This window comes from Micromonospora arborensis, from assembly GCF_003205615.1.
In the GTDB taxonomy this organism is placed as follows: Bacteria; Actinomycetota; Actinomycetes; order Mycobacteriales; family Micromonosporaceae; genus Micromonospora; species Micromonospora arborensis.
The window spans coordinates 13,306-38,553 of sequence record NZ_PYBV01000015.1 but is presented as its reverse complement, the minus strand read 5'-3'; the positions used below and the strand labels follow the sequence as shown (position 1 = coordinate 38,553).

The following is a 25,248-nucleotide window of genomic DNA, read 5'->3' as shown; positions in this document are numbered from 1 at the left end:
CGATCTTGCAGTTTCGGTTGTCAAAATGGGTGAGATGCCCGTTGTGTCGGGACAGAAAGCGCAAGATCGCGGAGCAGGGACAGTCCGGCCTGCTGCTCTCCGTCAGCGGCGGCCAGCTCGTCTGACCCCGGCGCTGGGCGCGCCGAGGTAGCGGGCCGGGCTGACGCCCAGGTGCCGCCGGAAGTGGCGGGTGAGGTGCGCTTGGTCGAAGAAGCCGGCCGAGGCGGCGGCCTCGGCCGGCCGTTGCCCGGCGAGGAGCAGGCGACGCGCCAGCTCGACCCGGCGACCGGTCAGGTACGAGTGTGGTGGCAGCCCGTGCACGTGGGTGAAGGTGCGGACCAGGTGGGTCGGGTGGGCGTGCAGCAGCTCGGCGGCCTCGCCCAGCGTGACGCCCTCGACGGTCCGGGCGTCCAGCAGCTCACGCAGGCGAACCGCGAGGCCGTTCGCGGGGGGTTGAACGCTGGCCGAGGCGCGTTGGCGGAGCCGTTGGCGCAACCGGTCCAGGATGAGCGCGAGCCGACTGTCGGCCTCGAACTCGTCCCCGGGTGCGGCGAGCGCCCGGTGCAGGTGGTCGATCCGGTCGCGCAGGTGCGGGTCGGCCAGGCCCGGCTCGTCGACGGCTCGGCCGACCAGTTCGGCACCGAGCGCCGAGGTGTCGAGGTACAGGACGCGCTTGCGGAAACCGTTCGAGGTGGCGGAGCGACCGTCGTGCGGCACGTACGGCGGCAGCAGGGTGACCGACGTGCGCAACGCGCCGTGCCGGTGTCGATTGAGGTCGAAGCGGACCGCGCCGTCATCGACGATCAACAGCGTCCACACGTCGTGGACGTGCCGCGGGTAGGCGTGATCCACGAAATGGGCGTGGAAGACCTCGGCGACCCCGGCTACCGCGGGTCGCCACGCGCTGACGTGCGAGCCCGTCGGGCGGGTGGTCACGCTAAGAACGTACAAGACCGGTCGACGTCCGGGCGGGCACGCTCGACGCCATGACCGAACCCATCCGATTTTCCACCAAGATTGCCGTGCTGCTCCGCGACGACCTGGCGGGCTGGCAGCGGCTGAACGTCACAGCCTTCCTGGTCAGCGGCATCGCCAACGCCGTACCGGAGCTGCTCGGCGAGGAGTACCGCGACGCGGACGGCACCCGGTATCTGCCGATGTTCGGCCAGCCGGTGCTGGTCTTCGCCGGCGATCGGGCGGCGCTGGTCGGCGCACACTCGCGCGCACTCGCCCGCGGGTTGCGTCTGTCGATCTTCACGTCCGAGCTGTTCGCCACCGGCAACGACCGGGACAACCGCGCCGCCGTGCAGGCGGTCGGCCGAGACAAGCTCGACCTGGTCGGATTGGCGCTGCACGCCCCGCGCAACGTCGTGGACAAGGTCGTCAAGGGCACGACCATGCACCCGTGACCGCACCCGACCCGGCGAAGACATTGATATCGATGCGCGTGACTGTAATGATTAACACACTTTACAGTTGGCTTCGCCGCTCGGAAGGACCCCGACATGGCGCGACGATTGGCCGGGCCCGCGCCCCGCCGCCCCCGCATCCGCCTGACCGCCGCGCTCGCGGTGGCCGTGCTCGCCGTACCGACAAGCCTGCTGGTGGGGGCCTCGCCCGCCACGGCGGCCGCGACGGGCGCCATCACGGGGTACGGCGGCAAGTGTGTCGACGTGGCCGCCGCGAACCCGGCCAACGGCACCCAGGTCCAGCTCTACACCTGCAACGGCTCCGCCGCGCAACAGTGGACGGTGGCCGACGACGGCACGATCAGGTCGCTCGGCAAGTGCCTCGACATCGCCGCCGCCAGCACCGCCAACGGCGCCCGCGTGCAGATCTACGACTGCAACGGCACCGGTGCGCAGCAGTGGTCGCCCAGCGCCGGGCAACTTGTCAACCCGACCTCCGGCAGGTGCCTCGACGCGACCGGCCCCAGCTCCGCCGACGGCACCCCGCTGCAGATCTGGAGCTGCACCGGCACCGCCAACCAGACCTGGACGTTGCCCACCGGCGGTGGCACGACGCCACCTCCGTCGGGCGGCTTCACCCACCCGGGTGTGCTGGTCAGCCGGGGTCAGCTCGACTTCGTCCGCGGCCGGGTGCAGGCCGGCGCGCAGCCGTGGGCGTCGGCCTACAACCAGATGATGAGTAGCCGGTACGCCTCCCTGTCGCGCACCCCAGCGCCCCGCGCGGTCGTCGAGTGCGGGTCCTACTCCAACCCCAACAACGGCTGCACGGACGAGCGGGAGGACGCGATCGCCGCGTACACCGACGCGCTCGTCTGGTACCTCACCGGCGACTCCCGGTACGCGCAGAAGTCGATCCAGATCATGGACGCGTGGTCGGCCACGATCACCGCGCACACCGGCAGCAACGCACCCCTGCAGACCGGGTGGGCCGCCTCGGTCTGGCCCCGGGCCGCCGAGATCATCAAGTACACGTACACCAGCTGGCCCAACGCCAACCGCTTCGCGACCATGCTGCGCAACGTCTACCTGCCGGTGGTGCGCAACGGCTCGAACAGCAACGGCAACTGGGAGCTGACCATGATGGAGGCGGCCGTCGGCATCGCCGTCTTCCTGGAGGACCGGACCGCGTACGACGCGGCGGTCACCCGCTTCCTCAACCGGACCCGCGCCTTCGTCTACCTGCCCAGCGACGGCGCACTGCCCTACACGGTGCCCGGCAGCGGTCTCGACACCAGCTCGGAGATCATCGGCTACTGGCAGGGCCAGTCCACCTTCGTCGCCGGCCTCGCGCAGGAGACCTGCCGCGACTTCGTCCACACCGGGTACGGGATCTCCGCCATCTCACACGTCGCGGAGACGTCCCGCATCCAGGGGCGGGACCTGTACCCCCAGGTCGGTGAGCGGCTGCGGCAGGCGCTCGGCTTCCACTCGCGCTACCAGCTCGGCGAAGCGCCGCCCTCCTGGCTCTGCGGCGGCAGCCTCACGCGTGGTCTGGGCCCGATCACCGAGGTCGGCTTCAACGCGATGAGCACCCGGCTGGGCAACGTCATGACCAACACGCAGACCCTCACGCTGCAGCAGCGTCCCGCCGGCAGCAACAACCTCTTCGTCGCCTGGGAGACGCTGACCCACGCCAACAACCCGAACTGACCACGCCGTCGCGGGTCGGCGCCGAGACGCCGGCGCCGACCCGCGATCCAACCCGATGATGCCGACCCGCGATCCAGCGGGATGATGCTCAGCCGTCGGCCCCCAGGGCCACCACCGGGCTGACCCGCGACGCCCGCCGCGCCGGCAGCACCCCGGCCAGCGCGGTCAGCACGACCAGCGTCACGAAGAGCCCGAGCAGCGGCAGCACCGGCACGGTCAGCGGTGCGTTGATCCCGAGGGTCTGCACCGCCAACCAGGCGTACGGGATGCCGAGCAGCAGACCGACGGTCGCTCCGATCACCCCGTAGAGGCCGGACTCGACGGTCAACATGGTGCGCAGGCCGGTCCGGGACAGGCCGATCGCCCGGAGCAACCCGGACTCGCGTACCCGCTCCACCACTGAGAGCGCGGTCGTGGAGCCCACGCCGACGACCGCGATCAGCACGGTCAGGCTGACCAGACCGACCGCGATCCAGACCAGGCTGGCCACCAAGGTGTCGTTGCGGTCGCGCTCGTCGGCGAGCACCACGAGGCCCACCCCGGCGCTGCCCCCGATCGCCTGCCGCAGCGCCCGCACACCGGCGGTGCGACCGTCCTCGCCGGAGCCGGCCGCGTCGGCCAGCAGACCGTTGTACGCGGCCGGCACCCCGAGTCGGTCCAGGTCGGTCGGATCGGTGAGGATACCCGCGTGCAGCGGGCCCGAGTCGGGCAGGACCGCGGCCACGCGGATGTCGGCGGTCTTCCCCTTCAGAGCAAGGGTGGCGGTGTCGCCGGCGCGTAGCCCGGCGCTCCGGGCGACCCAACTGCCGATCACGATGCGGCCCGGGCCACGGTCGGCCAGGGTGCCCTCGGCCACGTCCAGGTCCTTCGTGGTCGGCATCGCCGCCAGATCCAGGTCGGTTGTCGAATACCCCGACTCGGCGTCGCCGAGCCGGTCGGTGCCGCGCCGCAGCGTGACGTCGCCGACCCGCCGGTACGGCACCACCCGGGCCAGCGCCCCACGTGCCTCCTCGGCCTGGGTCACGACAGCCGCCGGCAGTGGCTCGCCGTTGGTGCTGACCTCGAAGTCCGTCGGTGCGGAGAGCGCCAGCTCGCGACCGGTGAGGACCTGCAGCGATGCTCCCCCGATGACCACCCCGGCGATCAGGGTCACGCCGAGCGCGACCACGACGGAGACCGCGGCCGCTCGGCGCGGCGCCCCACCGATGCCGCCGACCGACATCCGTCCGAGCGGTCCGAGCTGACGCAGCGGCCAACCCACCACGGCCAGCACCGGCCGCACCAGCAACGGCCCGAGCGCGACCAGCGCGAAGAACGCCAGCGCACCGGACGCGACCAGCAGGAACAGTGGCTTCGTCGGGTCGTAGGACTCCTGCTCCGGTGTCGGCAACCAGTGCCACGTCCCGACGGCGCCCAGCACCGCGCCCACCGCCAGCAGCAGCCCGAACACGAGGCGCGGCCCGCCGATGCCGCGCCGCCCGGAGGTGGTGCTCGCCGTCCGCAGTGCCTCCAGCGGGGAGACCCGGGCCGCCGAGAGCGCCGGCGCCAGCACGGCCAGCACGGTGAGCACGACGGCTCCGATCACCACCGCGACCGCCGCCGCGAGTGGCAGACCTGGCGGCGAGACGTCCATGCCGGACGCGCGCAGGATCGCCGGCAGGGCGTACCCGAGGGCGAGGGCGCTGGCGACCCCGACGACACCGGCGACCAGGCCGGTCAGGGCCCCCTCGGCGGTCAACGCCCCCACCAGGGTTCCGCGACTCGCGCCGACCGCCCGCAGCAACGCGAGCTGCCGCATCCGCTGGGCGAAGACGATGCGGAAGGTCGAGGTGACCACCAGCGCCGCCGCGGCGACCGCGATGGCGACGAAGATGCCGACCAGGACGAAGAGCCTCGCGACCTGCTCGGCCGCCGCGTTGGCCTCGGCGTCGCGTACCTCGGCGCCGGAACGGATCGGCAGCCCGGCCGTGACCGCGGCGGTCACCCGCTGGTGGACGGTTTCCGCCGACTCGCCCGGGGCCACCCGCAGATCGATGCGCTCCACGGCGGTCAGGTGCGCCCAGGCGATCACGAGACTGTCCGGGGCGTACGCGTCGTAGCCGGCGTCGGTGTCCGGTTCGACCACACCGGTCACGGTGAGCGGGGCGGGCGTGGTCAGCTCGCCGCCCGTGCCGGTGGTCGTGGTGCCGACCGAGAGCCCGAGCCGCTCGACGGTACGCGGGGTGATCGCGATCTCGCCGGGCTTGTCCGGGTAGCTGCCCTCGATCACCCGGACCGTCGCCAGCGGGCCGACACCCGGATCGGCCTGCAGGTTGAGATACCCCTCGCCGATGGACATCCCGACCGTCACCCGGCCCAACGCCTCGACCACACCGGGCACGGCGCGGACGTGCCGCAGGTCCGTCACGGTGGGTGGTGGCAGGTCGGGGTCGCCGACCACCAGGTCGGTGGCGGCCGGGGTGCCGCTCAGGTTGTCCCGCACGGTCCGCTCGGTGATCTGCTGCACCAGCACGGTGCCGAAGACGACGAACGACGCGACCAGGATCGCCAGGCCGGTCAGGATCAGCCGGCCGGGCCGTCGGGCCGCGGCGCTGGTCTGGGTACGCAGCACGGTCGCCCTCATGCGCGGGCCGCCAGATCACGCAGCGCGTCGGTGACCGACCCCTGGTCCGGCTTGTCGATCTCGCCGGCCACCCGTCCGTCGGCGAGCAGCACCACCCGGTCGGCGTACGCGGCGGCGATCGGGTCGTGGGTGACCATGACGACGGTCTGGCCGAGGTCGCGTACCGAGTCGCGCAGGATGGTGAGCACCTCCGCGCCGGAGCGGGAGTCGAGATTGCCGGTCGGCTCGTCGGCGAAGACCACCTCCGGTCGCGCCACCAGTGCTCGGGCCAGCGCGACCCGCTGCTGTTGGCCGCCGGACAGCTCGCTGGGCCGGTGGCCGAGGCGGTCACCGAGGCCGAGCACCCGCACCAGGTGCTCAAGGAGCTGCCGATCCGGCTGCCGGCCGGCGAGATCCAGCGGCAGGGTGATGTTCTGCGCGGCGGTGAGCTGCGGCAGCAGGTTGAAGGACTGGAAGACGAACCCGATCCGCTCCCGGCGTACCCGGGTCAACGTCCGGTCCGACTGGCCCGTCAGCTCGGTCCCGCCGAGCAGGACGCGGCCGGAGGTGGCCGTGTCGAGGCCGGCGAGGCAGTGCATCAGGGTCGACTTGCCGGACCCGGACGAACCCATGATCGCGGTGAACTCGGCCCGGCCGAAGCCGACCGAGACCCCGTCCAGGGCACGGACCGCGGTCTCGCCGCTGCCGTACACCTTCACCAGGTCGACCGCGGCGACCGCGGCGTGGCTGGTCTCCGGCGGGGCGTGGGTTGTCATTGTTCCTCCAGTGGCTGCGATGTGACCCGGGAAGCGTCGCCGTCACCGGGGGTTGCGCGCATCGGCCCGGGGCCGGGTATCGCCGGCGCGGGGTCTACCTTTTGGCCGACCTGCCCGCGCCGGGTCGCTGGCTACGCTGGGTCATCATGAGCACGCTGGATCTTCGCCGTTGGTGGGTACGTCTGGCCCAGGCCGCCGGGCTGCTGGCCATTGGCCTGCTCGCTCTGTTCGACCTGCGGTTCACCACGTCCGGGAGCATGGGCGCGGCCGATCTCCTGCTCCTGCTGGTGCGGATGGGGCTGGCGGTGGCGACGGTGCCGCTCTGGCTGCCGGTGCACCGGCTGGGTTCCCGCCTGCTGCCGGTGGCCGCGCTGGCGCTCGCCGCCGCCTCGCTGGCCCTCACCGCGGCGGGCGTGTTCATCGCCAATGGCAGCAACCTGTTCGGCGGCAGTTGGGGGCTCGCCGAGACGGCCGGCCTGCTGGGGGTGGTCTTCGTGGTCACCCGGTGGGGCGCGGCCCGGCTCGCCCCGTGGGCGGCGCTGGCCGCCGGGCTCGCCGTCAGCGCACTCCCGCTGCGTGCCGGCACCGACAGCGTGCTGGTGATCTTCGGGCTGATCCAGGCGCTCGCGGCGGCCGGCACCGCCGGGGTGGGCCTCTACCTGCGGATCATCGCCGCCGGTCGGGAGCGGGCGATCGCGCTGGTCCGGGCCGAGCAGCGGGCCGAGTTCGCCCGCGACCTGCACGACTTCATCGCCCACCACGTCACCGGGATCGTGGTGCAGGCGCAGGGCGCCCGGTTCGTCGCCGAGCAGGACCCGCGGCGGGTGATCGTCGCCCTGGAGCAGATCGAGCGGGCCGGCGCCGAGACGATGGCCTCGATGCGGCGGATGGTCGGGATCCTGCGCAACCCGAACACCCCACCGGACGCGCCGCTGGCCCCACTGGCCGGCCTGACCGAGTTGGAGCCGCTGTTGACCGGGTTCAACGGCACGGCGAGCGCACCGGCACGACTGCACATCGACGGCGACCTGGACGGAGTGCCGGTGGAGGTCTCGACCTCGGCGTACCGGGTGGTGATGGAAGGGCTGACCAACGCCCGCCAGCACGCGCCGGGCGCCCGGTCCGTGGACGTGGCCGTGCGACGTACCCCGGACTGGTTGCTGGTCCGGGTGTCCGACGACGGCGCGGCCGGGCGCACCGCGCCGGCCCGGGGGCACGGCTTCGGCCTGATCGGCCTCACCGAGCGGGTACGCGCCCTCGGTGGCACGATCACCGCCGGGCCCGGCATCGCCGGCGGCTGGGTGCTCGATGCGGCGTTCCCGCTGCGTACGGCGGTGGGCCGATGATCCGGGTGTTGATCGCCGACGACCAGGCGATGGTCCGGACCGGCTTCGGCATGATCATTGGCGCCCAGTCGGACATGGAGGTTGTCGGCGAGGCCGCCGACGGCGTGGTCGCCGTAGAGCTGGCCCGGCGACTACGCCCGGACGTGGTGCTGCTGGACATCCGGATGCCTCGCCTCGACGGCCTCGAAGCGCTGCGGCTGCTCGCCGGGCCGGGCGTCGCCGACCCGATCCGGGTGGTCGTGGTGACGACCTTCGACCTTGACGAGTACGTGCACACGGCGCTCGCCAACGGCGCCTGCGGCTTCCTGCTCAAGGACTCCGGCCCAGCCCTGCTGGTGGAGGCGGTCCGCGCGGCCGTGTCCGGTGACGCGCTGATCAGCCCTTCCATCACGGTACGGCTGTTGGAGCACCTCAGCTCCCCCGCCCCGGCGCGCGGCGACACCGGGCTGTCACCACGGGAACTCGACGTCGTGAAGCTCGTCGCCCGGGGCCTGACCAACGCCGAGATCGCCGCCCAGCTCTTCATCGCCGTGGGCACCGTCAAGACTCACCTGGCGAGCGTGCAGATGAAGCTAAAGGCCCGCAACCGGGTCGAGATCGCCGCGTGGGCCTGGGAACGGCGCCTCGTCGGCTGACGGGACATCGACCTGGCCGCACCTGCATTAGCATCAATGACAGTCTATGGCTGGTCCGCTGCGGTGATTTCGGAAACGAGGGATTCATCGTGCGTCATCCGTTCCGAGGAACCTGGTCCAGGGCCGCCGCGCTGGTCGCGTGCACACTGACGGCAACTCTGGTCGCCGCCGGCGCGACCCCGGCCCAGGCTGCCGCCGCCGAAGACACCGAACGCCCCACCGCCCCCGGCCCGATCACGGTCGTCGCCATCGGCACCACCTGGGTCGAGCTGACCTGGGCGGCCTCGACCGACAACGTTGGGGTGGTCCGCTACCCGGTCGGCGCGCAATTCGAGGATTTCGGCGCCCAGTATTCAACCGACACCACCAGCATCCGGATCACCGACCTGCGGCCCTCGCGCACGTACACCTTCTCGGTGTGGGCGCTGGACGCGGCCGGCAACAGTTCACTGCCGAACCCGACCCTGCGGCTGACCATGCCACCGGGGGACGACCAACCGCCGAGCGCGCCGGGTCAACCGGTGGCGTACGACGTCGCCGCCACGGTGGTCTGGCTGCGGTGGGCGCACTCGGTGGAGAACGTCGCGCTCGACCGGTACGAGGTGTTCCGGGTCGACGCCGGCGGCACTCTCACCCGGGTCCGTGAGGTGTCCCAGTACCCGCCCGTAAACAGTGCCCAGATCAGCGGGTTGGCGCCGAACACCACGTACACCTTCGTGGTGCGGGCCCGCGACGAGGTCGGACATCTGTCCCCGCTGTCGGCACCGGTCACGGTGACCACCCTGCCGCCGCCGCCGAGTTGCGCGGTCCGGTCCGTCGTGCGGCAGTGGGCGGACGGCTTCGTGGCACACCTCGTCGTCCGGAACACCGGCACCACGACTGTCGACGGGTGGACGATGACCTGGCGGTTCTGGGCCAGCCAGCAGGTCCACGGCATCTGGGGCGCGAAGGTCGTCGACCGTCCCAACAACGGCTACCTGCGGGTGGGCAACACCGGTCGCAACGCGGTGATCCCGCCGGGCGGCACCGTGTCGCTGGGGCTCGTCGCCTCCGGCACGCAACTGCCGGAGGAGATCACGCTGAACGGCGGCCTCTGCACGGTGGCAGACGAATAACGCTCGACTCCGGGGTCTGGCGCCAGCCACGACATCTTGCGACGCTAACGGTCGTGTATGACTACGACCTGTTGGTGCTGGGCTCCGGGCCCAGCGGTCAGAAGGCCGCGATAGCCGCCGCCAAACTCGGCAAACGAGTCGGCATCGTGGACCGCCGCGACATGATCGGTGGGGTGTGCATCAACACCGGCACCGTCCCCTCCAAGACGCTGCGTGAGGCCGTGATCTACCTGACCGGGCTCAGCCAGCGGGACCTCTACGGCAGCAGCTACCGGGTCAAGGAGGAGATCACGGTCAGCGACCTGGCGGCCCGGACCCAACACGTGATCACCCGGCAGACCGACGTCATCCGCAATCAACTGGCCCGCAACCGGGTCGAGGTGATCACCGGCACCGGTCGCTTCGCGGACGCGCACTCGGTCTGGGTCGACAGCGGCTCGGGTCGCGAGTCGAAGGTGACCTTCGACAAGATAATCATCGCCGCGGGCACTCGTCCGGCCCGCCCGGACAGCGTCGACTTCGACGACCGGACGATCGTGGACTCCGACGGCGTCATCAACCTGCAGGCCGTCCCCCGCAGCATGGTCGTGGTCGGCGCCGGTGTGATCGGCATGGAGTACGCGTCGATGTTCGCGGCGCTCGGCACCAAGGTGACCGTGGTGGAGCGCCGCGACCGGATGCTCGAGTTCTGCGACGACGAGGTCATCGAGTCGCTCAAATACCACCTGCGCGACCTGTCCGTGGCGTTCCGCTTCGGCGAGGAGGTCGCCGCCGTGGAGAAGCACCAGACGGCCGCGCTGTGCATCCTCAAGAGCGGCAAGAAGATCGTGGCGGACACCGTGATGTACTCGGCCGGCCGGCAGGGCCAGACCGACGACCTGGCGCTGGAGGCCGCCGGATTGGAGGCGGACCGACGCGGGCGGATCAAGGTGGACGCCAACTACCGCACGACGGTGGACAACATCTACGCGGTCGGTGACGTGATCGGCTTCCCCGCGCTCGCGTCCACCTCGATGGAGCAGGGCCGACTTGCCGCGCAGCATGCCTGCGGCGAACCGATCCGGGAGATGCACGGCCTGCAACCCATCGGCATCTACACGATCCCGGAGATCAGCTTCGTCGGGCAGACCGAGGCGCAGCTCACCGACAACTCGACACCGTTCGAGGTCGGCATCGCGCGTTACCGGGAGCTGGCCCGGGGCCAGATCGTCGGTGACTCGTACGGCATGCTGAAGTTGCTCGTCTCCCCCGAGGACGGCCGACTGCTCGGGGTGCACGTGTTCGGCACCGCCGCCACCGAGATCGTCCACATCGGGCAGGCGGTGATCGGCTGCGGCGGCACGATCGACTACCTGGTCGACGCGGTGTTCAACTACCCGACGCTGGCCGAGGCGTACAAGGTGGCCGCCCTGGACGCGTCCAACAAGATCCGCAACATCACCCGCATCGACGGCTGATCCTTACGTGGTGGTTCCCGCCTTCCTCAGCGCTGCGCCAGGTGCGCTGTGCCGGGTCGGCCGCCAGCCTGAACGAATCAATCCCGGTTTCGGATGGCCTACTGGCCGCCTCGCCGTGAGGCACGACCAATCCTCCCCGGCGCCTGTAGAGCTGCCCCATAGATGGGGCGGCACGCGCTCCACGATCCGCCCGGGCAAGGCCCGACCGGCGTCCGGGGGGCAGGGGCCGCGAAGGCGGCCGAGGCAGCACGTTCCGGCCTTGGCGAACCGCGGCCTGACGCGCGCTGCATCCACGTCGCCGACACCTCCCACTCCGAGTCGGCACCGGCGTCGGCCGACAGCGGTCTGGGTCGGCGCCGGCTGTCGACGCCCGGCACACCGTGGACGAAGGCGAGACCAAGGACGGTGCCGGGGACGGACGCTCGCTGCCCCAAATCTGGGGCAGCTCTACAGGTGCCAACCAACAGTCGCTCCCCCAACCGCGCAGCCCTCTGCGGGCCTCATCAGCCCTGTACCGACCCTTGTCCGCCCCCATCAGCTCGGACCGGCCGCCGTCGCGGATGGAGAGGCGGGGTTGTGGGGGCCGGGGGCCGGTGCGGCGGGCGGGGGCCCTCCGCACCGGCCGATGACGCGTCTAGCCTGCCGCGCAGGTTGGGCTGAGGCTGCCGGCGGTGCCGTTGGCCTGGAAGCCGAACTCGGTGGACTGCCCGGCGCCGACCTGGCCGTTGTAGGCCACGTTCGTCCAGTTCGTCGTGCCGGTGTTACCACTGCGGTTGGCGCTCCAGGCGTTGGTGACCGTCGCGCCTGACGGCAACCCGATCGTCACCGTCCAGCCGTTGAGCGCCGACGAGCCGGCCGTGACCCGTACGTTCGCCACGAAGCCGCCCGTCCACTGGTTCACCGTCACCGTCGCGGTGCAGCCACCCTGCCCAGGAGGCGTGGTCGTGGGCGGAGCCGTCGTGGGGGGAGCCGTGGTCGGCGGAGCAGTGGTGGGCGGAGCAGTGGTGGGCGGAACCGTGGTCGGCGGAGCCGTCGTCGGTGGGGTGGTGCCGTTGTTCAGCGCGGCGAGGACGGCGTCGTACGCCGGCTTCTTTGAGCCGTTGCTGTTGAACAGCAACGGGGTCTGCGACGCCCGCCACGAGTCACTGTCGCGGATACCCCACACCGTGATCCCGTTGCAGCGGGCCACCGCCAGACAGTCCTCCACCACACTGCGGTACGTGGTCGCCGACGCGCCCTGGATGTCCAACTCGGTGATCTGCACATCCACACCGAGCGCAGCGAAACTCGACAACGTGGTGCGGTAGTTGCTCACGTACGGCGAGTCGTTGTTGAAGTGCGACTGGAAGCCCACACAATCGATCGGCACGCCACGGGACTTGAAGTCGCGGACCATGTTGTACACGGCCTGCGTCTTCGCGTGCGTCCAGTTGTCCGTGTTGTAGTCGTTGTAGCAGAGCTTCGCGTTCGGATCCGCCGCATCCGCGGCCCGGAACGCCGCCTCGATCCAGTCGTTACCCGTCCGCTGCAGATTTGAGTCACGCCGAGCACCAGAACTACCATCGGCGAACGCCTCGTTCACCACATCCCACGCGACCACCTGACCCCGGAAATGCGTGGCCACCTGCGTCACATGGTTGAGCATTGCCTGCCGCAGGGCGGTGCCACTCATGTTCTGCATCCAGCCCGGCTGCTGCGAATGCCAGGCCAGGGTATGACCCCGCACGCTCATCCCACGGCTGCGCGCATGGTTGACGATCTGGTCCGCCGCCCCGTAGCTGAACTGATTCTGCTGCGGCTCGGTGGCGTCGATCTTCATTTCGTTCTCGGCCGTCACCATGTTGAACTCACGGTTCAGGATCGTGGTGTACGCACTGTCGGAGAGCTTGAACCCGGCCACCGCTGTACCGAAGTACCGACCCTTCTCGGCGGCGGACGCGCCGAGTGTCGTGCCGGCGGAGGCGGGTGCCGTCGCGAACAGCGCCATGCCGGCGGCGAGGGCACCCGCGCCGGCCAGCGCGAGCGCGGCTCTCGATGCCGCCTTCCACTTCGTTCTTCTCATCGTGCGACTCCTTCTGTGGTGGTGGATGGGAATGGGGCTCAGGCCACCGAGCAGGCGGCACCGTTCAGGGCGAACGACGAGGGTTTGCCGGTGCCACCGTCATGGGTGGCCTGGAAGCCGATGTCGACCGACGTGTTCGGGGCGATGGTGGCGTTGTAGGAGACGTTGCGGGCGGTCACCGCGCCGCTCGCCGGGGCGTACTGGGCGTTCCAGCCGTTGGTGATGCGCTGCCCGCTGGGCAGCGTGAATGTCAGCGCCCACCCGTTCACGGCGGCGGTACCGGTGTTGGTGATGGTCACGCTCGCGGTGAGCCCGTTGCTCCAGGCGTTGACCGTGTAGCCGACCCGGCAGGCGCCCGCGCTGGGCGGCGGCGTCGTCGGAGGTGGCGTGGTCGGGGGCGGCGTCGTCGGGGGTGGCGTGGTCGGGGGCGGCGTCGTCGGCGGTGGGGTCGTCGGCGGTGGCGTGCTGCCGTCCAACCCGAAGAAGCGGATGACCTGCGCGGCGTCGACCGGCAGGTTGTGCGTGACACCCTGCATGCTGATCGCCTCGACCGGAGCCATCGGGCCGCTGCTGCCGTAGCGGGTGCGGGTGTAGCCGGACTGCGGGGAGTCGGTGTACGTCGGGGTCTGGCTCAACCCGTGCACGTTGGTCCACTGCTTGACCTGCTCGCCGAAGTTCGGGTAGCGCAGGGTCTCGTCGTTGGTGCCGTGCCAGATCTGCATCCGTGGTCGCTGGCCGCTGTAACCGGGGTACGCCCCGCGGACCAGATCCCCCCACTGCTGCGGAGTCTTGATGAGCTGCCCGTTCGCGCACTCGCTGTTCCACTCGGAGCTGCCCCCGGTGGCGAAGCAGCCGAACGGCACACCGGCGAAGGACGCGCCTGCCGCGAACACGTCCGGGTAGTCACCCAGCATGACGTTCGTCATCATCGCCCCGGACGAGGTGCCGGTGGCGAAGATCCGCGCCGGGTCGGCGCTGTAGCGCTGCCGCACGTACTCGACCATCGACATGAGCCCGACCGGGTCGCTGCCCCCGCCACGACGTAACGCCTGCGGCGAGTACACATCCCAGCACTTGCTACTGCGAGTCGCCGACGGGTAGATCACGATGAACCCGTACCGGTCGGCGAGGGATGCGTACTGCGTGCCCGAGTGGAACGCCGGGCCCGTTCCGGTGCAGTAGTGCAGGGCGAGCAGGATCGCCGGTCGGGTCGCCACCCGGTCCGGGACGTAGAGGTGCATCTGCAGGTTGGTGGGATTGGTGCCGAAGTTTGTCACCTGCGTGAGCGTCGCCGCCGACGCCGACGTGGGGAACGTCAACGCGGCGGCGGCCAGCGTCACGGCCGCCAGAACGACGCCAAGCGTTCTTGTCTTCAGTGTCATCGTCGCGATCCCTTGCGAAAAAGGCGCGTGGAAGGGGACTTAAGTCGAGGAGTGCCCTTCGCCCGACCTTGACCGCGGCTCGCGTGACCATGTCAGCTTCAATCGAGCACACTCGATTGTCAAGAGTTCCGGAAACCTTTCGCTGCCACGGATCCGGCGGTCACCTGCACACCTAGGGGCATCGACGGGCGTGGGCAGCGCCGGTGGGTCCCGAGCAATTATCGAAATGTTCCCGGAACCTGCCGGGCTTCCCGGAGACAGCCGAGGAGGCTCGGCCGGATGGCCGAGCCTCCCCGTCGTGGCCGATCAGTAGATGACGCGTCCGCGCTCGTCGGGCACCCCGGACTTGCGGAAGAAGTACGTGTTGACCTGGTCGCGCCACTCGGTGGCGGACCGCATCTGCTCGTCGAGACGTTCGGCCACCCGCTCGTACACGGCCGGGTCGATCATCCCGTTCAGGGTCTGCCAGCGCCGTCGCATCACCGCCACCTCCTCGACACCGGCGAAGTGGGTGTCGTAGATGTGCTGGATGACGGTCGACCCGCTGTGCAGGACGTGCTGGTACGGGACGTGGTGGAAGAAGAGCAGCAACTCGTCGGGGCAGCTGTCGGGCGACTCGTACACCTGGGCCCAGTACGGCGGATACTGGGCGGCGAAGCCGGTGCCCGACGCGCGGCTGCGGTCCACGCCCACACCGTCCCGGTCGGCGAAGTGGTAGGTGCCCCACCGCGTGTACTCGTACCCGTCGATGCCGGGGCCGTAGTGGTCACCGGGATGAACCATGAAGCCGACGCCCAACGGGGCGGTGTACCGCTCGTAGGTGCGCCACGAGTCGTCCATGATCTCGTGCAGCGTCCGCCCCACCAGCTCCGGGTCCGCGGTCGCCGACGGCGGGAAGGTCAGCGAGATCCATTCGTCGAGAATCGCCGACGGGTCCAGCCGAGGGTCCCAGGCGAGCCGGCCGAACGTGTACAGGTTGGCCTGCGCCAACGGGTGCCCGGTCCAGAAGAGGTCGGCACCGGTGTTGGCGACGGCGACAAGACCGCCACCCGCTTCCGCCTCCCCCGTGGCCACATCGGCGATCGTCCGTCCACCCGGACCCCAGGGTTCGAAGCGCAGCAGCTCACTCCACCACGGGCCGAGGTGGCAGACGTGCCGCTGCTGACCCGTGTACTCCTGGGTGACCTGCAGCTCCACCGCCAGCCGGGTCGCCGGCATGGCGGCGAGCACCGGGGAGACCGGCTCACGCGTCTGGAAGTCCACCGGACCGAACTTCACCTGCACGATCACGTTGGTGCGGAACCGCCCGTCCAACGGGACGAAGTGGTCGTACGCGGCGCGCGCCCGGTCGGTGGACCGGTCCCGCCAGTCCTGGTGGTGGTTGTAGACGAACGCCCGCCAATGCACCACTCCCCCGTGCGGGGCGAGGGCCTCGGCCAGCACGTTCGCCCCGTCGGCGTGGTCACGCCCATAGGTGAACGGGCCGGGTTGCCCCTCCGAGTCGGCCTTCACCACGTAGCCGCCGAAGTCCGGGATGCGCTCGTACACGTTGCGGGTGGCCGCGGCCCACCACGCCCGCACCGCCTCGTCCATCGGGTCGGCGGTCGACAGACCACCGAGGACCACCGGCGCGGCGAAGGTGATCGACAGGTGCACCCGGATGCCGTACGGGCGCAGCACGTCCGCGATCTCGGCGACGTCGCCGAGCCGGTCGGTGAGCAGCAGCGCCTCCGTCCGGGCCACGTTGACGTTGTTCACCGAGATCGCGTTGACGCCGCTCGCGGCCAGCAGTCGCCCGTACTCCCGGATCCGGGCCAGGTCTCCGCGCGGTCGGCCCCGGTGCCAGAAGATCGAGCCGCCCGCGTACCCCCGTTCCACCTGGCCCATCACCGGGTGCACGGCCACGTTGTCCCAGTGGTTCAGCATCCGCCGGCGCAGCGCCGGCCGGTGCCGCTCCGGGGGACGGGCCGGGTCGTAGGCCGCCGCACAGAGCCGAACCACGTGGAACAGCCCGTACAGCAGACCGGCGGGCGCGTCGGCCACCACCGCGGTCACCTCGCCGGCCCGCGCCAGCACGAACCCCTCGTCGCCGAGCGTCCCGCCGTCGCCGAACTCGGCAAGCGCCGCCTCCCCCGCAGCGCGCGCCGCCTCCACCGCCGGGTTGGGCAGCTCACCGGCACCACGCAGGGCGAGCACCAGGTCGACGTCGACGTCCCAGGAGGGGGAATGCCACACCCGCCCGCCGTAGCGCGCGCAGGCACGCGACACCTCGTCGAGGACGGTGTCGACGAGCAGCCCATGGCCGTGCACGAGGACGCGTCGGGCGCCGAGCGCCCGGAACGCCTCCGGGGGCAGCCAGGCGGCGTGTACGCGCGGCTCGTCGGTGCCCTCCGGCTCTTCGACGAACACCAACTGTTCCAGGTCCGCAGACCCTTCGGCGTTCACGCGTCGTCCCGCAGCACGACGACGCCGTACGCCGGCAGCCGCAGGGAAGCGCCGGACACCGTCTGGCCGCCGGTGCCGATCCCACGTCCCTCGGCGCCGGCACGCTCGACGATCCGGTCCAGCAACGAGAAGTCGTACACGTCCTCGGGCCACTGTTCCGGGTTGTCGTCGCCCCTGAAGGGCACCTTGGCGGTGACGGGCAGGCTCATGGGGTGAACTCCTTCCGGATCAGGTGGATCATCGGGTCACCGATACGCAGGAACGCCAGGACCGCGACCGAAGCGAGCAGCGCCAGCACCGCCTCGGAGAAGACCGCGGCGATACCGGCCGCCGCGGCCAGCAGCAGGGCGTTGCCGACGGTGACACCGGGGGTACGCACGAGGAAGTGCGTGGCGAGCCGGAGCACGTCCCGGGTGCGGAAGTCGAACAGCGAGGTGATCACCAGGGCGTTGGCCGCGCAGAGCGTCACCCCCGCGCCGAGCAGGACCAGCGGTACCGTCCACCAACCCGGGAGGCCGACCGCACCCAGGTAGGCGAGGTTCACGGCGAGCACGGTCAGCCACAGCAGCGTCGGCACCCAGACGCGCAGCACGCCGGACAGGTTGGCCCGGTACCCGCGCCAGAACGTGGCGGCGGGCCGCAGGTCGGTCAGGTCGGGACGCTGGTGGCGCAGGGCGTACAGGGCGGCCGACAGCGCGGGGCCGACCGGCACCAGGAAGAGCGCCACCAACGGCAGATTGCTGGGGTCGCGGCGCAGCAGCAGCAACGGGAGCAGGCCGGGCAGGGTGGTGAGCAGGAGCAGCAACTCGACCACGAGCAGGATGTAGACGCGGGAGGTGACCCGCGACAGTGGCCCGTCGCCGAACTGTCGCCAGGCCTGGGCGCTGCCGCTCATTGAAACTCCCTCCGGGCGGTGCCAGCCGGAAGATCCGGTCGGGCCGCGGTGGCCGCCCGACCGGACGTTCCGCTGATCAGCCGTTGTTCTTCTGGAACCGCTCGTACGCCTTGTTGACCAGGTCGATGTACTGCTCGGAGTTCTTGGCCTTCAGCTCGGCCACGTAGGCGTCCCACTCGCTGAGGGGCCGTTGGCCGAGGGCGAACTTGAGCGTGTTCTGGGTGACGAAGTCCTTCAGCGGGGTCTCCCAGAGCGACACCTGCTCGCGTTCCTCATCGGTGAAGGGGCGCGGCGGTGGGACCTCCCTCGGCTTGCGGGCGTCCATCACCTTCTGGAACTCCAACTCCTCCGGGGAGAAGAAGCCACGGACCAGGTCGGGCGTGCCGCCGTAGGCGAAGACGCCGTTGTAGAAGCCGAAGTCCTTCTGCAGGTGCTTGGTGCCCTTCGGGTTGAGCCCGAGGACGTCGACCTCGGCGGTGACCGAGCGCTTGCCGGAGGCGTCCTTGGTGAAGGTGGTGCCCTCGACGCCCCAGCGAGCGAACTCCATGCCGGCGTCGGAATACCACAGCCAGTCGATGAACTGCATCATGGCCACGAAGTTCTTGCTCTCCCGGGCCTTCGAGGAGATCATGATGCCGTTCTCGAGCCGGGGGAAGGGATTGACCTCACCGGCCGGGCCGATCGGCAGCGGGATCTTGGCCATCTTCGCGTTCGGCAGGGTCTTGGCCAGGTCGGGCCGGTGGTTGTTGACAAGCGTCTGCGCGTTGCCGGTGACCACGAAGGACTTGCCGTTGGCAAGCTTCTGGCGTGCCTGGTCGTCGGTCTGGGTGAAGCTCTCCGGGTCGAGCAGGCCCTCGGCGACGAGCTTGTGCAGGTACGTGACCATCTGCTTGTACTGCTCGGACGAGCCGGTGTAGGTGAACTTCTTCGCCGTCGGGTCCCAGGTTGCGTGCTGGAAGTCCCAGCCCGCGTAGGTGCCGTGGGCCGAGCCGAGGAGGTTCAGCAGGGCGCCGATCGGGTTGGGCTTGCTGAACAGGTCGGAGTACGGGTAGACGTTCGGGTACTTCGCCTTCATCGCCTTGAGCACCGTGTACAGGTCGTCCCAGGTCTTCGGGACGGGGAGGTTGAGCTCCTGCATGATGTCGGTGCGTACCAGCACCGTGTAGTCCTGGGTGGGCTTTTCGTGGACGCCGGGCAGCAGGTAGAACTTACCGTCGGCCTGCCGCAGGTTGTCGATTTCCGGCTTGAGGTTCCACTTGGTGATCTTGTCCTTGAGGTTGGGCATCAGATCCAGGTAGTCGCTCACCGGGAGGATCGCCCCGGAGGACACGAACGCGTCCTCCTGCGGGTGGTACGTCTTCGGAATGATCAGCGGGGCGTCCCCGGCGCCGATCAGCAGGCTGCGCTTCTGCTCGTAGTCGCTCAGCGGAACGGCGACTGGTTCGATCTTGACGTTGGTCCGCTTGGTCAGCTCCGACCAGAACAGCCAGTCTTCCTTGAGCGGGTAGAACGTGTGGTTGTTGTAGAGGGTGGAGAAGGAGAGCGCCTCGGTGGCCTTGAACTGGTCGCCGACGCCGTAGGTCTCCATCGCGCCGACCCGGTTCTCGGAGAGGTCCTTCGACTCGGCGGGGTCCTCGGAGCAGGCGGTGGTGAGGGTGAGCGCGAGCAGACCCGCGGTGGCTATGGCCACGCGGCGCCACGGCTTGTGGAGCATGGCTCGTCCTTTCGGTGGTGGGGCGCGGAGGTGGATCGTTGCGGTGCCTGGCGTCATCCCTTGACGGCGCCGAGCAGCACGCCGGAGACGAAGTACCGCTGGACGAAGGGGTAGACCGCCAGGATCGGCAGGGTGGTGAGCACGATCGTCACGGCCTGGAGGGTGGCTGCGGCCTGGACCTTGTCGGCGTTGGCGGCCGTCGACTCGGGGCTGGTGGCGCCCGCGATGAGGTTGCGCAGGTACACGGTGACCGGCAGTAGATCCTGCTGGTCCAGGTAGAGGAACGCGGTGAACCACGAGTTCCAGAAGGAGACCGCGTAGAAGAGCACCATCGTCGCGATGATCGCCTTCGACAGCGGCAGCACGATCCGCAGCAGGATGCCGTACGTGTTCAGCCCGTCGACCGCCGCCGCCTCCTCCAGCTCGGTCGGCAGGCTCTCGAAGAACGCCTTCATGACCAGCAGGTTGAACACACTGATCGCGTTGGGGATCACCACGGCCCAGATGGTGTTCTTCATCCCCAGGCTGGTGACCAGCACGTAGTTGGGGATCAGACCACCGGAGAAGAACATGGTGAACAGCGCGACGCCGACGAGGAAACTCCGCCCCTTGAGCTGCGGCTTCGACAGCACGTAGGCGTAACACGTGGTCAGCACGATGGAGATGAGCGTGGCGACCACCGTGTACACCACTGTGTTGCGGTAGTTCGTCCAGAACAGCGCGTCCGACATCAACAGCTTGTACGCGGTCAGGTCGAACCCGCGCGGGACGATGCTCACCTTCCCGGCGATGATGTACGCCTCTTCGCTGAGCGAGCGGGCCACGATGTTGAGGAACGGGAACAGCGTCACGACCACGACGCCGATCAGGACGACCGTGTTGACCACCCGGAAGATCCGGTAACCGCGACTGTCCACCGGCCCACGCGTCTTCGGGGCTTCGCTCTTCGTACCGAGGATCACCACAGGCTCGTCCCCACCGTGCGCCGGGAGATGAGGTTCGCCGTCAGGACCAGGACCAACCCGATCACCGCCTCGAAGAGACCGATGGCGGCGGCGTAGCTGAAGTTGCTGGACTGGAAGCCCATCCGGAACAGGTAGGTGGAGATCACGTCCGCGGTCGGGTACGTCAGCGGGTTGTAGAGCAGCAGGATCTTCTCGAACCCGACCGCCATGAAGCTGCCGATGTTGAGGATCAGCAGCGTCATCATCGTCGGCCGGATACCGGGCAACGTCACGTGCCAGGTCTGCCGTAACCGGCCGGCGCCGTCGATCCGGGCCGCCTCGTACAGGTCCTGGTCGATCGTGGTGAGGGCGGCGAGGTAGAGGATCGTGCCCCAGCCGACGGTCTGCCAGACCTCGGACGAGACGTAGATGGTGCGGAACCAACCCGGTTGTTGCAGGAACGCCACCGGGTCGCCGCCGAACATCCGGACGAGCTGGTTGGCGGCGCCCTCGATCGAGGTCAGCTGCATGACCATCGCCGCCACGATCACGATCGACAGGAAGTGCGGCAGGTAGGACACGGACTGCACGAACCGCTTGAACCGCTTGGCACGCACCTCGTTGAGCAGCAGCGCCAGCACGATCGGCAACGGGAAGCAGAACAGCAGGGTCAGCGTCCCGAGCACCAGTGTGTTGGTGAAGACCTCCCAGAACGTCGGGTCGGTGAAGAACATCCGGAAGTAGCGCAGGCCGACCCAGTACTCACCGAAGATGTTGCCGCCCGGCTTGAACCGGCGGAACGCGATGACGTTGCCGACCATCGGCAGGTACCGGAAGATCAGGAAGAACAGCAGCGGCAGGATGGCGAGCGAGTAGAGCTGCCAGTCCCGGCGTAACGCCTGCCGCCAGCTTCGGCGCCGTCGCGGCGACCGCCCGGCGGGACCGGATGCCTTCGACGGTGAACGGGGTGGCGCCGGCGGCGGTGGCCGTAACGTCGATGTCATCCTCGGCCTCCTAGGCGGAATGCGGGACGGCCACGAGGGGCTCGACCCGCACCGACGTGAGCAGTTCCCGCTGGTGGCCGACCTGGCGCTCGACGCCCGTCAGTCGCAGCGGCAGGGTCGCCACCGTCTCGCCGCTGGACCGGCCGAACCGCAGCTCGACCGCGCCGGGCTCGACGACCCGCCGGCCGGTCAGGCCGCTGAACGACGTCAGGTCGGCCGGCACGCCGAACGTCACGTGCGCCGCCTCGCCGGATTCCAGCGGCAGTCGGGCGTAGCCGACCAGCCGGACCACCGGGCGGGTGGTCTGCGCGACCGGGTCGTGCAGGTAGAGCTGCACCACCTCGGCGCCGGCCCGGTCACCGGTGTTGGCGACGGTGATCCGCACCCGCACCACGCCGTCGACCGGCCAGGCGGCCGGGTCATCCGGCGACTCGTTCGCCGGCTCGACGACGGTGGCGTCGGACCACTCGAAGGTGGTGTAGCTCAGGCCGTGGCCGAACGGGTACGCCGGGGTGGGATCGATCGAGGACACCTTGTTGCGGTGGCCGAGTGGCGGCGACAGGTAGGTGCTCGGCATTCCGCCGGCGTCGCGGGGAACGCTCACCGGCAGGCGGCCGGACGGGTTCACCGTGCCGGTGAGCACCTCGGCGAGCGCCTGCCCGCCGAGTTGGCCGAGGAAGAACGCCTGCACCACGGCTGCCGCGGCGTCGAACTCCGGACCGAGCGCGTAGGGGCGACCGGCCATCAGCACCACGACGACCGGGGTACCGGTGGCGAGGACGGCTCGGACGAGCTCGGCCTGCACGCCAGGCAACCGCAGGTCGGCGGCGTCGCAGCCCTCGCCGGAGGTGCCCCGGCCGAACATTCCCGCCCGATCGCCGACGGCGAGCACGCACACGTCGGCGGCGGCGGCCGCGGCGACCGCGGCCGGGATGCCGGAGGTGTGGTCGCCGGTGATGGCGCAGCCCGGCTCGTGGCTGAGCAACGGGACGCGTCGGGCCAGCTCGTCGCGCAGCGAGGGGATGTCCAGGCCGAGCCCGAACTCACTGTGGTGCACGCCCACGTGGTTGGGGAAGGAGTAACAGCCGAGCATGGCCATCGGGTCGTCGGCGGCCGGGCCGACCAGGGCGACCCGACCGCCGGTGGGCAGCGGGAGGACGCCGTTGTTGTGCAGCAGGACGACGGACTCCCGGGCCAGGCGTACGGCCACGTCCTGGCTGATCTCGTCGTCGAGTCGCAGGGAAGCGGCGTCGTCGGGCAACTCCTGCCAGCCGTCGTCGAGCAGACCGAGCTCGATCTTCTGGATCAGCACCCGCCGCAGCGCCCGGTCGATCAGCGCCTCGTCGACGTCACCGCCGCGTACCGCCTCGACCAGCGGGGTGCCGAAGGTGTCCACGGTGGGCAGTTCGACGTCGATTCCGGCACGCAGGGCGAGCCGGGCGGCGTCGGCGGAGCGTTCGGCCACACCGTGCAGGGTCTGCAGGAAACGGAGGGAGAAGTAGTCGGAGACCACCGTGCCGGTGAAGCCCCAATCGTCGCGCAGCAGACCGGTCAGCAACTCCTCGTCGGCGGCGGCGGGCAGGCCGTCGATCTCGGCGTAGGAGTTCATCACCGAGCGGGCGCCGCCGAGCCGAAGGGCCATCTCGAACGGCGGCAGGATCACGTCGGCCAGTTCCCGACGACCCATCGGCACCGGGGCGTGGTTGCGCCCGCCCCGGGAGGCGGAGTAGCCGGCGAAGTGTTTGAGGGTGGCCACGACGCCGGCACCCTCCAGACCCCGCACGTACGCGGCACCGGTGGTCCCCACCAGGTAGGGGTCCTCGCCGATCGTCTCCTCGGTGCGACCCCAGCGGTAGTCGCGGGTGACGTCGAGGACCGGTGCGAGCCCCTGGTGTACGCCCGCGGCGCGCATCGAGCGCCCGATCCGGTCGGCCATCGCCTCGACCAGTTCCGGGTCGAAGGAAGCGCCCCAGCTGAGTGGGGTCGGGTAGACGGTGGCCCGCCAGGCCGCGAACCCGGTGAGGCACTCCTCGTGCACCTGGGCCGGAATCCCGAACCGGCTGTTGGCGACGATCTGTGCCTGGGAGGCGGCGAGCGACCGGGCGCCGACCACCGGGTCGACCGGCGCGGTGCCGAACGGGCGGGTGAGCTGGCCCAAGCCGTACCGGATGACGCTGCTCCAATCGAGCGGCTCGCTCATCATGTCGGACTGGTGGGGGGCGACGCCCTCGCCGGACGCCTCGGCACCGACCCAGACTCCGACGAGTTGGGCGACCTTCTCCTCCAGCGACAGCAAGGGCAGGAGCGCCTCGGCTCGGGCGGTCGGCGACAACTGCGGATCGCGCCACGGGGCGGCGTCGCCATCCACAGGTGACTGACTTCTCATGCCAAGACCCCTTAGCTCCGCCCACATCCCCGTGCCTCGCGGAAGCAGTTCCGTGGCGGACGTTTCCACGATCCGAAACTTTCCGGAAGCCTGCGTAACCTTTTCGGCAACCTAAGTGGCGCATCGATGTGTGTCAAGGGTTCGATCTCTACCTCCGGTGGTCGCTGTCTGCACACGGTGACGTCGACATCGGCGCTCGGTTGCGCGAGCGCCGGAAATCGACCGGCGAACGGGGCAGAGTGACCGCCGGACCGGCTGGCGGGAACCGCCAATCGTGTTAGGGTCTGCCGAAACTTTCGGATGTTGTATGAGGCTGCGATGACAGAGCACCGCCCGCTCGGCCCACCCGCCTCCACCACGATCGCGACCATCGCCAACGACGTCGGCGTCTCGGTCGCGACGGTGTCCAAGGTCCTCAACGGACGTGGTGATGTCGCCCCCGGCACCCGAGCACGCGTGGAGGCGAGCCTCGACCGCCACCGGTACCAGCGTCGCACCCGCCGATCCTCGACCGGCGGAGGTCGGATCGATCTCGTGTTCCACGAGTTCGACACCGGCTGGGCGATGGAGATCTTGCGCGGTGTCGAGGCGGTGACCACCGCGGCCGGCGTCGGGTTGTCGGTCGCTCAACTCGACGGCGCGCACCGGCCGCCGGCACGATGGCTGGACGCGGTACTCGCCGATCGCCCGCTGGGCGTGGTGTTCGTCCTCTCCCATCTGGCCGAGGCCCAACAACAGCACCTGCGGCGCCAGGGCATACCGTTCGTCGTCGTCGACACCGACAGCGCGACCTCGGCCTCCGTGCCCACCGTCGGCTCCAACAACTGGAACGGCGGCCTGCTCGCCGCCCGGCACCTCCTGGAGCTGGGGCACCGGCGGATCGCCATCATCTCCGGGCCACCCGACATGCTCTGCAGCCGCGCCCGGGCGGCTGGCTTCCAGTCGGCCCACGACGAAGCCGGGATCACCGTCGACCGCGAGCTGATCCGCTACGGCAGCTTTTCCGCAGGTGCCGGGCACGCCCACGGGCTGGAACTGCTCCGGCGACCATCCCGACCCACGGCGATCTTCGCCGGCTCCGACATCCAGGCCATGGGGGTGCTCCGGGCCGCTCGCCAGTGCGGCCTCCGTGTGCCCGAGGACCTTTCGGTGATCGGGTACGACAACCTGCCGGTATCCGCGTGGACCGACCCGGCCCTCACCACCATCAACCAGCCGTTGCGCGACATGGCTGGCATCGCCACCCAGATGCTGCTCGACCTGACCAGGGGCAACGAGCCAGCGACCAGCCGGATCGACCTGGTGACCGAGTTGGTCGTCCGGGAGAGCACCGCACCCCCCGCCCAGCCGCACTGACCCTGCGAGG

At 70.1% G+C, this 25,248-nt stretch carries 19 protein-coding genes; 7 read left to right on the top strand and 12 right to left on the bottom strand.

The genetic code is table 11. From position 1 onward, the window contains the following. Positions 1 to 102 precede the first annotated feature (102 nt). Positions 103 to 936 carry an AraC family transcriptional regulator gene (locus tag C7C45_RS12880; RefSeq protein WP_208641153.1) on the bottom strand — a complete coding sequence of 278 codons (834 nt, stop codon included), beginning with the start codon at positions 934 to 936 and terminating at the stop codon, positions 103 to 105. Positions 937 to 986: 50 nt separating this feature from the next. Between C7C45_RS12880 and C7C45_RS12875 the strand changes: the two genes are divergently transcribed. Both C7C45_RS12875 and C7C45_RS12870 read left to right on the top strand, forming a co-directional pair. Further along, complete coding sequence (locus tag C7C45_RS12875) at positions 987 to 1,409, top strand: DUF2000 domain-containing protein (protein ID WP_110563884.1); 423 nt, start codon at positions 987 to 989, stop codon at positions 1,407 to 1,409. Positions 1,410 to 1,505: 96 nt separating this feature from the next. After that, complete coding sequence (locus C7C45_RS12870; RefSeq protein ID WP_110563883.1) at positions 1,506 to 3,119, top strand: ricin-type beta-trefoil lectin domain protein; 1,614 nt, start codon at positions 1,506 to 1,508, stop codon at positions 3,117 to 3,119. An 88-nt stretch (positions 3,120 to 3,207) separates the two neighbouring features. On the opposite strand, the gene C7C45_RS12865 is transcribed toward C7C45_RS12870, so the two are convergent. After that, on the bottom strand, positions 3,208 to 5,742 hold the full coding sequence (locus C7C45_RS12865) for an ABC transporter permease (RefSeq protein WP_110563882.1): 2,535 nt from the start codon (positions 5,740 to 5,742) through the stop codon (positions 3,208 to 3,210). Beyond that, the gene (locus C7C45_RS12860) at positions 5,739 to 6,497 is read right to left on the bottom strand and encodes an ABC transporter ATP-binding protein (protein WP_110563881.1); all 759 of its coding nucleotides are present in this window, start codon (positions 6,495 to 6,497) and stop codon (positions 5,739 to 5,741) included. The genes C7C45_RS12865 and C7C45_RS12860 overlap by 4 nt, the downstream gene beginning before the upstream one ends. A gap of 146 nt (positions 6,498 to 6,643) precedes the next feature. On the opposite strand from C7C45_RS12860, the gene C7C45_RS12855 reads away from it, so the two are divergent. The 4 genes from C7C45_RS12855 to sthA all read left to right on the top strand — a co-directional run bounded on the left by C7C45_RS12855 (position 6,644) and on the right by sthA (position 11,050). Further along, on the top strand, positions 6,644 to 7,843 hold the full coding sequence (locus C7C45_RS12855) for a sensor histidine kinase (RefSeq protein ID WP_110563932.1): 1,200 nt from the start codon (positions 6,644 to 6,646) through the stop codon (positions 7,841 to 7,843). Beyond that, positions 7,840 to 8,478, top strand: a complete 639-nt coding sequence (locus C7C45_RS12850; protein ID WP_110563880.1) for a response regulator — start codon at positions 7,840 to 7,842, stop codon at positions 8,476 to 8,478. Before C7C45_RS12855 ends, C7C45_RS12850 begins: the two co-directional genes overlap by 4 nt. 89 nt (positions 8,479 to 8,567) lie before the next feature. Then, a complete protein-coding gene (locus tag C7C45_RS12845; RefSeq protein WP_167454711.1) occupies positions 8,568 to 9,593 on the top strand; it encodes a fibronectin type III domain-containing protein in 1,026 nt (341 codons plus the stop codon). Positions 9,594 to 9,646: 53 nt separating this feature from the next. Continuing rightward, positions 9,647 to 11,050, top strand: a complete 1,404-nt coding sequence (gene sthA, locus C7C45_RS12840) for a Si-specific NAD(P)(+) transhydrogenase (RefSeq protein ID WP_110563878.1) — start codon at positions 9,647 to 9,649, stop codon at positions 11,048 to 11,050. 634 nt (positions 11,051 to 11,684) lie between these two features. On the opposite strand, the gene C7C45_RS12835 is transcribed toward sthA, so the two are convergent. The 9 genes from C7C45_RS12835 to C7C45_RS12795 form a co-directional block, all read right to left on the bottom strand. After that, the gene (locus C7C45_RS12835) at positions 11,685 to 13,112 is read right to left on the bottom strand and encodes a glycoside hydrolase family 10 protein (RefSeq protein ID WP_110563877.1); all 1,428 of its coding nucleotides are present in this window, start codon (positions 13,110 to 13,112) and stop codon (positions 11,685 to 11,687) included. Between the two features lie 38 nt (positions 13,113 to 13,150). Continuing rightward, on the bottom strand, positions 13,151 to 14,494 hold the full coding sequence (locus C7C45_RS12830; protein ID WP_110563876.1) for an extracellular catalytic domain type 1 short-chain-length polyhydroxyalkanoate depolymerase: 1,344 nt from the start codon (positions 14,492 to 14,494) through the stop codon (positions 13,151 to 13,153). A gap of 306 nt (positions 14,495 to 14,800) precedes the next feature. Beyond that, positions 14,801 to 16,939, bottom strand: a complete 2,139-nt coding sequence (locus C7C45_RS12825; protein WP_208641152.1) for an alpha-glucuronidase — start codon at positions 16,937 to 16,939, stop codon at positions 14,801 to 14,803. Further along, positions 16,936 to 17,148 (bottom strand): hypothetical protein, encoded by a 213-nt coding sequence (locus C7C45_RS12820; RefSeq protein ID WP_110563875.1) that lies wholly within the window; start codon positions 17,146 to 17,148, stop codon positions 16,936 to 16,938. Before C7C45_RS12820 ends, C7C45_RS12825 begins: the two co-directional genes overlap by 4 nt. Next, positions 17,145 to 17,834: a DUF624 domain-containing protein gene (locus C7C45_RS12815; protein ID WP_110563874.1), complete on the bottom strand. Its 690-nt coding sequence runs from the start codon at positions 17,832 to 17,834 to the stop codon at positions 17,145 to 17,147. Before C7C45_RS12815 ends, C7C45_RS12820 begins: the two co-directional genes overlap by 4 nt. 76 nt (positions 17,835 to 17,910) lie before the next feature. Further along, on the bottom strand, positions 17,911 to 19,548 hold the full coding sequence (locus C7C45_RS12810) for an ABC transporter substrate-binding protein (protein ID WP_110563873.1): 1,638 nt from the start codon (positions 19,546 to 19,548) through the stop codon (positions 17,911 to 17,913). A 53-nt stretch (positions 19,549 to 19,601) separates the two neighbouring features. Further along, complete coding sequence (locus C7C45_RS12805) at positions 19,602 to 20,510, bottom strand: carbohydrate ABC transporter permease (protein WP_244200357.1); 909 nt, start codon at positions 20,508 to 20,510, stop codon at positions 19,602 to 19,604. Further along, positions 20,507 to 21,496 (bottom strand): ABC transporter permease, encoded by a 990-nt coding sequence (locus C7C45_RS12800; protein WP_110563872.1) that lies wholly within the window; start codon positions 21,494 to 21,496, stop codon positions 20,507 to 20,509. Before C7C45_RS12800 ends, C7C45_RS12805 begins: the two co-directional genes overlap by 4 nt. A 10-nt stretch (positions 21,497 to 21,506) precedes the next feature. After that, positions 21,507 to 23,882 carry a beta-xylosidase/alpha-l-arabinosidase gene (locus C7C45_RS12795; protein ID WP_110563871.1) on the bottom strand — a complete coding sequence of 792 codons (2,376 nt, stop codon included), beginning with the start codon at positions 23,880 to 23,882 and terminating at the stop codon, positions 21,507 to 21,509. Between the two features lie 318 nt (positions 23,883 to 24,200). Here C7C45_RS12795 and C7C45_RS12790 point away from each other — a divergent pair, with 318 nt between their 5' ends. Beyond that, positions 24,201 to 25,238, top strand: a complete 1,038-nt coding sequence (locus C7C45_RS12790; RefSeq protein ID WP_110563870.1) for a LacI family DNA-binding transcriptional regulator — start codon at positions 24,201 to 24,203, stop codon at positions 25,236 to 25,238. Positions 25,239 to 25,248: the final 10 nt, after the last annotated feature.